The 8,593-nt window shown below is 72.9% G+C and carries 10 protein-coding genes; all 10 read left to right on the plus strand.

Annotated features, from left to right (window positions below; translation table 11 throughout):
• Positions 1-575 (plus strand): DUF5941 domain-containing protein (locus EBN88_RS26425; protein ID WP_233580985.1); only part of this gene is annotated, 575 nt, incomplete at its 5' end.
• Positions 572-1,324, plus strand: a complete 753-nt coding sequence (locus EBN88_RS26430) for a phosphocholine cytidylyltransferase family protein (RefSeq protein WP_122399565.1) — start codon at positions 572-574, stop codon at positions 1,322-1,324. The genes EBN88_RS26425 and EBN88_RS26430, both read left to right, overlap by 4 nt.
• Complete coding sequence (locus EBN88_RS26435; RefSeq protein WP_122399566.1) at positions 1,312-2,373, plus strand: iron-containing alcohol dehydrogenase family protein; 1,062 nt, start codon at positions 1,312-1,314, stop codon at positions 2,371-2,373. The genes EBN88_RS26430 and EBN88_RS26435 overlap by 13 nt, the downstream gene beginning before the upstream one ends.
• Positions 2,351-3,136: a CDP-alcohol phosphatidyltransferase family protein gene (locus EBN88_RS26440; protein WP_122399567.1), complete on the plus strand. Its 786-nt coding sequence runs from the start codon at positions 2,351-2,353 to the stop codon at positions 3,134-3,136. Before EBN88_RS26435 ends, EBN88_RS26440 begins: the two co-directional genes overlap by 23 nt.
• A gap of 71 nt (positions 3,137-3,207) precedes the next feature.
• On the plus strand, positions 3,208-4,053 hold the full coding sequence (locus EBN88_RS26445) for a glycosyltransferase family 2 protein (RefSeq protein ID WP_199742496.1): 846 nt from the start codon (positions 3,208-3,210) through the stop codon (positions 4,051-4,053).
• Between the two features lie 87 nt (positions 4,054-4,140).
• Positions 4,141-5,055 (plus strand): ABC transporter permease, encoded by a 915-nt coding sequence (locus EBN88_RS26450; protein WP_122399568.1) that lies wholly within the window; start codon positions 4,141-4,143, stop codon positions 5,053-5,055.
• Positions 5,056-5,074: 19 nt separating this feature from the next.
• Positions 5,075-5,848: an ABC transporter ATP-binding protein gene (locus EBN88_RS26455; protein WP_122399571.1), complete on the plus strand. Its 774-nt coding sequence runs from the start codon at positions 5,075-5,077 to the stop codon at positions 5,846-5,848.
• A 154-nt stretch (positions 5,849-6,002) separates the two neighbouring features.
• Positions 6,003-6,902, plus strand: a complete 900-nt coding sequence (hpnC, locus tag EBN88_RS26460; protein ID WP_122399569.1) for a squalene synthase HpnC — start codon at positions 6,003-6,005, stop codon at positions 6,900-6,902.
• A gap of 11 nt (positions 6,903-6,913) precedes the next feature.
• Positions 6,914-7,843 carry a presqualene diphosphate synthase HpnD gene (gene hpnD, locus EBN88_RS26465; protein WP_122399572.1) on the plus strand — a complete coding sequence of 310 codons (930 nt, stop codon included), beginning with the start codon at positions 6,914-6,916 and terminating at the stop codon, positions 7,841-7,843.
• On the plus strand, positions 7,840-8,593 hold a 754-nt coding region (locus EBN88_RS26470; RefSeq protein WP_233580986.1), incomplete at its 3' end, for an FAD-dependent oxidoreductase. The genes hpnD and EBN88_RS26470, both read left to right, overlap by 4 nt.

The following is an 8,593-nucleotide window of genomic DNA, read 5'->3' on the forward strand; positions in this document are numbered from 1 at the left end:
CCGCCGCCCGCGTCCCGCTGCCCGGCGGCGCCCGCGTGCCCGCGCCCGGCTGGGCGGCCCTCGGCGTGCTGGTGCTGCTGGCCACCCTGCCCCCGGTGCTGGCGGAGGGCAGCTGGTTCGCCGTCCTCGGCGCCCTCGGCTACGGGATCGCCGCCGGCCTGGCCGCCGCCCGCCCGCTGCGGGGCCGCCTCGACTGGCTGCTCCCGCCGCTGTTCCGGGCCGGCGAGTACCTCACCATCCTGCTGTTGGCCGCCCACAGCGAGGTGAACGGTGCGTTGCCGGCGGCTTTCTGCCTGGTGGCCGCCAGCGCCTACCATCACTACGACACGGTGTACCGCCTTCGGGGCGGCGCCGGGGCGCCTCCCCGCTGGCTGGTCACGGCCACCGGCGGACACGAGGGCCGCGCCCTGGCGGTCACGGTCGCCGCCGCCCTGTGGCCCGGCGGCCAGGGCTTCACCATCGCGCTCGCGGTCCTCGCCGGGGCCGTGGCGCTTCTGGTGCTGGGGGAGAGCATCCGCTTCTGGATCTCCTCCCAGGCGCCAGCCGTACACGACGAAACAGGAGAACCCGCATGATCGGCCTCGTGCTGGCCGCCGGCGCCGGACGGCGTCTTCGCCCCTACACCGACACCCTGCCCAAGGCGCTGGTTCCGGTGGTCGACCTGGAGGGCGAGGACAGCAGGACCGTGCTCGACCTCACCCTGGCGAACTTCGCCGAGGTCGGCCTGTCCGAGGCCGCCATCGTGGTCGGCTACCGCAAGGAGGCCGTCCACGAGCGCCGCGCCGACCTGGAGCGCCGCTACGGCGTCAAGCTCAGCCTGATCGAGAACGACAAGGCCGAGGAGTGGAACAACGCCTACTCCCTGTGGTGCGCCCGCGAGGCCATCGCCGAGGGCGTGATCCTGGCCAACGGTGACACGGTCCACCCGCCGTCGGTCGAGCGCACCCTGCTCGCCGCCCGGGGCGAGGGCCGCCGGATCATCCTCGCGCTGGACACCGTCAAGGCCCTGGCCGACGAGGAGATGAAGGTCGTCGCCGACCCGGAGAAGGGCGTCCGCCGGATCACCAAGCTGATGGAGCCAGCCGAGGCCACCGGCGAGTACATCGGCGTCACGCTGATCGAGTCCGAGGCCGCCGCCGAGCTGGCCGACGCGCTGCGCACCACCTACGAGCGCGACCCGCAGCTCTACTACGAGGACGGCTACCAGGAGCTGGTGCACCGGGGCTTCCGCATCGACACCGCCCCCATCGGCGAGGTCAGCTGGGTCGAGATCGACAACCACGACGATCTCGCCCGGGGCAGGGAGATCGCGTGCCGGTACTGACCCGCCTCATCCCGTCCCCCGTCTCGGTCGACATCGCCGCCGGGGCCCTGGACAACCTTGCGGGGCTGCTGGCCGACCAACGGATCTCCTCATCCGGCCGGTTGGCCGTCGCCATCAGCAAGGGTTCGGGCGCCGCGCTCCGCGAGCGCCTGACCCCGGCCCTGCCGGGCGCCGACTGGTACGAGGTCGCCGGCGGCACCATCGACGCCGCCGTCCAGCTGGCCGACGCGATGCGCTCGGGCCACTACGACGCGGTGGTCGGCCTGGGCGGGGGCAAGATCATCGACGCGGCCAAGTACGCCTCGGCGCGCGTCGGCCTGCCCATGGTGGCGGTCGCCACCAACCTCGCCCACGACGGGATCTGTTCGCCCGTCTCCACCCTCGACAACGACGCCGGGCGCGGCTCCTACGGGGTGCCGGCGCCCATCGCGCTGGTGGTCGACCTCCAGGTCATCAGGGACGCCCCGATCCGCTATGTCCGCTCCGGCATCGGCGACGCGGTCTCCAACATCTCCGCCATCGCCGACTGGGAGCTGTCCCACCGGGAGACCGGCGAGCAGATCGACGGCCTCGCCGCCGCCATCGCGCGCCAGGCGGGCGAGGCGGTGCTGCGGCACCCGGGGGACTGCGGGGACGACCGGTTCCTGACGGTGCTGGCCGAGGCGCTGGTGCTGGGCGGCATCGCCATGTCGATCGCCGGGCACACCCGCCCCTCGTCCGGCGCCTGCCACGAGATCTCCCACGCGCTGGACATCCTCTACCCCCGCCGTTCCGCCCCGCACGGCGAACAGGTCGGCCTCGGCGCCGCGTTCGCCATGCACCTGCGCGGGGACCCGGAGGGCTGTGGCCTGTTCGCCTCGGTGCTGCGGCGGCACGGGCTGCCCGTGCGCTCGGAGGAGATCGGCTTCTCCACCGAGGAGTTCGTCACCGCCGTCGCCTTCGCCCCGCAGACCAGGCCGGGGCGCTACACCATCCTCGAACACCTCGACCTGACCACCGACGAAATCAGGGACGCGTACGCGGACTATGTCAAAGCCATCGGTAGCTGAACTCCGCCCCGTGGTGCACCCCGCCGGCGTCAAGGACCGCCGCAGCGGGGAGCACTGGGCCGGGCGCCTGTACATGCGGGAGATCTCCCTGCGCTGGACCAGGCACCTGGTCAACACCCGGGTCACGCCCAACCAGCTCACCTATCTGATGGTTCTCGCCGGGGTGGCCGCCGGCGCCGCCCTGCTGATCCCGGGGCTGACGGGCGCCGTGCTGGCCGCCCTGCTGATCCAGCTCTACCTCCTGCTGGACTGCGTGGACGGCGAGGTCGCCCGCTGGCGCGGCCAGACCTCGATCACCGGCGTCTACCTGGACCGGATCGGCCACTACCTCTCCGAGGCGGCGCTGCTCGTCGGCTTCGGGACGCGGGCGGCCGACCTCCTCGGGCAGCACGAGGATTCGGCCAACTGGCTGTGGGCCTTCCTCGGCACCCTGGCCGCGCTCGGCGCGATCCTGATCAAGGCCGAGACGGACCTGGTCGACGTGGCCCGCGCCCGCAGCGGGCTGCCGGCGGTCAGGGACGAGGCGGCGACGCCCCGTTCCTCCGGGCTCGCGGTGGCCCGCAGGGCGGCGGCCGCGCTGAAGTTCCACCGGCTGGTCGGCGGCGTCGAGGCCTCGCTGCTGATCCTGGTGGTGGCCGTGCTGGACGTGATCGGCGGCGAGCTGTTCTTCACCCGGCTCGGGGTGGCCCTGCTGGCGGCGGTCGCGCTGCTCCAGACCCTGCTGCACCTGGTCTCCATCCTCGCCTCCAGCAGGCTGCGGTGAGCGGGCGGGACCCGGCGCCCGAGGCGGCCCCGGACGCGGCGAAGCTGACCGTCGGCGCCGTCGTGCTCACCATGGGCGACCGCCCCGCCGAGCTGCGCGCCCTGCTGGACTCGGTCGCGGCCCAGGAGGGCGAGCCCGTCGAGGTCGTGGTGGTGGGCAACGGCGCCGAGCTGCCCCCGCTGCCCGAGGGCGCGCGCGGCGTCGAACTCCCGGAGAACCTGGGCATTCCCGGAGGTCGGAACGTCGGCATCGAGTCCTTCGGCCCGGCGGGGTCCGACGTCGACGTACTGCTGTTTTTGGACGACGACGGTCTGCTTCCGGACAAAGAAACGGTCCGGCTGGTTCGGGAGGCGTTCGCCGCCGACCCCGGGCTCGGCATCATCAGCTTCCGGATCGCCGACCCCGACACCGGCGTCACCCAGCGCCGCCACGTTCCCCGGCTGCGCGCCTCCGACCCGATGCGCTCCTCCCGGGTCACCACCTTCCTCGGCGGGGCCAACGCCGTCCGCACCGCCGTCTTCCGGGATGTGGGCGGCCTCCCGGAGAACTTCTTCTACGCCCACGAGGAGACCGACCTCGCCTGGCGGGCCCTGGACGCCGGCTGGGCCATCGACTACCGCGCGGATCTGCTGCTCCACCACCCGGCCACCGCCCCCTCCCGGCACGCGATGTACCACCGGATGGTCGCGAGAAACCGGGTCTGGCTGGCCCGGAGGAACCTCCCGATCCCGTTGGTCCCCCTCTACCTCGGGGTCTGGCTGTCGCTCACCCTGGTCAGGCGCCCGTCCTGGCCGGCACTGCGGGCCTGGTTCGGCGGCTTCGCCGAGGGCTGGCGCACCCCGTGTGGTCAACGCAGGGCGATGCGTTGGCGTACGGTATGGCGCCTGACCCGGCTGGGACGACCTCCTGTTATCTGACAAGCTCGGGTCTGAGACCATCCGGGGGCCGAAGCGTTCGCGCGGCCCCTACCGCCCTGTGCCCTGCGAGGACGAAAGTTTCCCAAGGTGAGTGAGACCACGCACGAGAGTGCGTCCCCCCGCGAAGTGCCACTAGCAGAACTCGCGGCCCGTCATGGTCTGTCCGTCAGCGGCGCTCGACCTTCGCTGCCGCAGTACGTGCGGCAGCTCTGGGGTCGTCGTTACTTCATCCTCGCCTTCTCGCAGGCGAAGCTGATGGCCCAGTACAGCCAGGCGAAACTCGGCCAGCTGTGGCAGGTCTTCACCCCGCTCCTCAACGCCTTCGTCTACTTCCTGATCTTCGGCCTCCTGCTGGGTGGCAAGGGCGGGATGTCCATCCGCGAGTACATCCCGTTCCTGGTCACCGGCGTCTTCGTCTTCACCTTCACCCAGCAGTCGGTGCTCTCCGGCGTCAAGTCGATCTCCGGCAACCTGGGCCTGGTGCGCGCCCTGCACTTCCCCCGGGCCTCGCTGCCGATCTCGTTCTCGCTCCAGCAGCTCCAGCAACTGCTGTACTCCATGATCGTGTTGATCCTCATCGTGATCGGCTCCGGTCACTTCGCGGGGTGGACCTGCTTCCTTGTGCTCCCGGCGCTGGCGCTCCAACTGGTCTTCAACGTCGGCCTCGCGCTGGTCATGGCGCGGCTGGGCTCGGCCACCCCTGACCTGGTGCAGCTGATGCCCTTCGTGCTGCGGACCTGGATGTACGCCTCGGGCGTGATGTTCCCGCTCCGCTACATGGTGGAGAACTCCGCCAACTGGCCGTCCTGGGTCGCCACCGTCCTGGAGGCCAACCCGGCGGCCGTCTACATGGACCTGATGCGCTACGCCCTGATCGAGGGGCCGTACCATGACAGCGTTCCGATGACCACCTGGTGGTGGGCGCTGGGCTGGGCCGTGGTGGTCGGCATCGGCGGCTTCGTGTACTTCTGGAAGGCGGAGGAGCGGTACGGCCGTGGCTGACTGGAACATCCCCGCCCCGATGAAGGTCGTCGACGACGGCCGCGTTCCCACCGTGATCGCCGACGACCTGCACATCGTCTACCGCGTCAACGGCGCCGCCAAGCGCGGCAACGCCACCGCCGCGCTGCGCCGGATCATCCGCCGCGAGCCCAGCGCCCGGGTCCGCGAGGTGCACGCCGTGCGCGGCGTCAGCTTCGTCGCCTACCGGGGCGAGGCGATCGGCCTGATCGGCTCCAACGGCTCAGGAAAGTCCACCCTGTTGCGCGCCATCGCCGGCCTCCTCCCCGCCGAGAGCGGCCGGGTCTACACCGACGGCCAACCCTCCCTGCTCGGCGTCAACGCCGCCCTGATGAACGATCTGACGGGCGAGCGGAACGTGGTCCTTGGCGGCCTGGCCATGGGCATGACGCGGGATCAGATCCGGGAACGCTACGAGGAGATCGTCGAGTTCTCGGGGATCAACGACAAGGGCGACTTCATAAGCCTGCCCATGCGCACCTACTCCTCCGGGATGCAGGCCAGGCTGCGGTTCTCCATCGCCGCCGCCAAGGAACACGACGTGCTCATGATCGACGAGGCGCTGGCCACCGGCGACAAGAAGTTCCGCCGCCGCTCCGAGGAACGCATCCGCGAGATGCGCGCCGAGGCCGGCACCGTCTTCCTCGTCAGCCACAACAACAAGACGATCAGGGACACCTGCGACCGGGTGCTCTGGCTCGAACGCGGCGTCCTGATGATGGACGGCCCCACCGAGCAGGTGCTGAAGGCCTACGAGGAGGAGACCAACAAGTAGGCGCGGGACGGCCGGCGTCGCCCGGCCACCGCCGCCGGACGCCGGCGGCCGGGGCCGGTTCCCCGGCCGGCCGGGGTAGCGTGTCCGGACATGGAGGCTTCGCAACCCAAGGTAGAAATACAAGCATGACGGCAACGGTGAGGACGGGGCCCGCGTGGTGACCGCCACGGGCGACCCGTCGGCGGCGACGCTGGCCAAGGCCGCCCACGAGAACTTCCCGGTGGCCCCGCGCTTTCTCCCCCGCGCCTGGCGGGACGACCTGATGGCCGTCTACGGCTTCGCCCGCCTGGTCGACGACATCGGCGACGGCGACCTTCCGCCCGGCGGCGCGGACGCCACCCTGCTTGGCGTCGACCGCGAGCGCTCCGACGACCGGCTGGCCCTGCTGGACGCCCTGGCCGCCGACCTCGACCGGGTCTTCGCCCCCGAGGCGTCCCCCCGCCACCCGCTGCTGCTGGCGCTCGTCCCCACCGTCCGCCGCGCGGGCCTGACCCCCGAGCCGTTCCGCGACCTCATCGAGGCCAACCGCCTCGACCAGCGGGTCCGCCGCTACGAGACCCAGAGCCAACTCCTGCGCTACTGCGAGCTGTCGGCCAACCCCGTCGGCCGGCTGGTGCTGGCCGTCACCGGCACCAGCACCCCCGAGCGGGTCCGCCGCTCCGACGCCATATGCACCGCACTCCAACTGGTCGAACACCTCCAGGACGTCTCCGAGGACCTCGCCAGGGGCCGCGTCTACCTGCCGGCCACCGCGATGCTCAGGTTCCGCGTGACCGAACGCGACCTGGCCCAGCCCACCGCCAACGCCTCCGTTCGGACCCTGGTCGCGTACCAGACCGAAAGGGCACGTAGGCTGCTCGACGAGGGCGCCCCCCTGGTGGGCAGCGTCCACGGGCGGCTGCGGCTGCTGCTCGCCGGGTTCCTCGGCGGCGGCTACGCGGCGGCCCAGGCCATCGCCCAGGCCGGGTACGACGTGCTGGCCGGACCGCCGCGCGCCAGCCGGGACCGCCTGGTGTACGCGGCGGCCACCGCACTGCGACGACGAGGAACGTGAGGCTCAAGCCCGTGACCAAGAGCCCCGCACCGCCCGCCCCCGTGCTCGCCGCGTACCAGTACTGCGAGGCGGTCACCGGCCACCAGGCCAAGAACTTCGCCTACGGCATCCGGCTGCTGACCGCCCCCCGCCGCCGCGCCCTCTCCGCGCTCTACGCCTTCTCCCGCCGCGTCGACGACATCGGCGACGGCGCGCTGCCCGCCGCCGAGAAGGAGGAACGTCTCGGCGCCACCCGCGAGCTGCTCCAGCGGGTGCGGACCGAGAAGGTCGCCGAGGACGACACCGACCCCGTCGCCGTCGCGCTGGCCGACACCGCGCGCCGCTACCCGGTCCCGCTGGACGCCCTCGACGAGCTGATCGACGGCGTGCTGATGGACGTCCACGGCCGCCACTACGAGACCTGGGACGAACTCCGCTCCTACTGCCGCTGCGTCGCCGGCGCGGTGGGCCGCCTCTCGCTTGGCGTCTTCGGTACCGTGCCCGGCGTCCGGGGCGCCGACCGCGCCCCCGAGTACGCCGACACCCTGGGGCTGGCCCTGCAACTCACCAACATCCTGCGCGACATCAGGGAGGACGCCGGCCACGGCCGCAGCTACCTCCCCGAGGAGGAGCTGCGCAAGTTCGGCCTGACCGACGGCGCGCACCACGACCCGCCGCGCCACGGCGCCGACTTCGCCGGCCTGGTCCGCTTCCAGGTCCGTCGCGCCCGCGAGCTGTTCGCCGACGGCTTCCGCCTGCTGCCCATGCTCGACCGCCGCTCCGGCGCCTGCGTCGCCGCCATGGCCGGCATCTACCACCGGCTGCTGGACCGCATCGCCGCCGACCCGCACGCCGTGCTGCGCGGCCGCGTCGCGCTGCCCACCGCGCAGAAGGCGCTGGTCGCCGTCCGGGGGCTGGCCGGGCTCGACGCTCGCAGGGCGGCCCTGCGGGAGCGCGCGTGACCGGCGAGCGCCGCCGCGCCCTGGTGGTCGGCGGCGGACTGGCCGGCATCACCGCCGCGCTGGCGCTGGCCGCGCGCGGCCAGCGCGTCACCCTGGTCGAGACCCGCCCCCGGCTCGGCGGGCTGGCGTTCTCGTTCCGCCGCGAGTCGGCCGTCGGCGAGCTGACCGTCGACAACGGGCAGCACGTCTACCTCCGCTGCTGCACCGCCTACCGGGGCCTGCTGGAACGCATCGGCGGCGCCCGGCTGGCGCCCGTTCAGCGCCGCCTCGACGTGCCCGTGCTGGACGCCGAACGCCGCACCCTGGGCCGGATCACCCGCGCCGCGCTGCCCGTTCCGCTGCACCTGGCCGGCGGGCTGGCCCGCTACCCGCACCTCGGGCTCGCCGAACGGGCCCGGGTCGCCCGCGCCGCCCTGGCGCTGCGCCGGCTCGACCCGGCCGACCCCGCGCTGGACGACCGTTCCTTCGCCGACTGGCTGCGCGCCCAGGGCCAGAGCCCCGGCGCCGTCGCCGCGCTCTGGGACCTGGTGGGCGTCGCCACCCTCAACGCCAGGGCCGAGGACGTCTCGCTGGCGCTGGCCGCCAAGGTCTTCCGCACCGGTCTGCTCAGCAGCCCGGGCGCCGCCGACATCGGCCTGCCCCGGGTGCCGCTCGGCACCCTCCACGACGAACTGGCGCGCGCCGCGCTGGCCCGCGCCGGCGTGCGGGTGCTGCTCGCGACCCGCGCCAGGACGCTGCGGGCCGCGCCCG

This window comes from Streptomyces triticirhizae (genome assembly GCF_003696235.1).
GTDB lineage: Bacteria > Actinomycetota > Actinomycetes > Streptomycetales > Streptomycetaceae > Streptomyces > Streptomyces triticirhizae.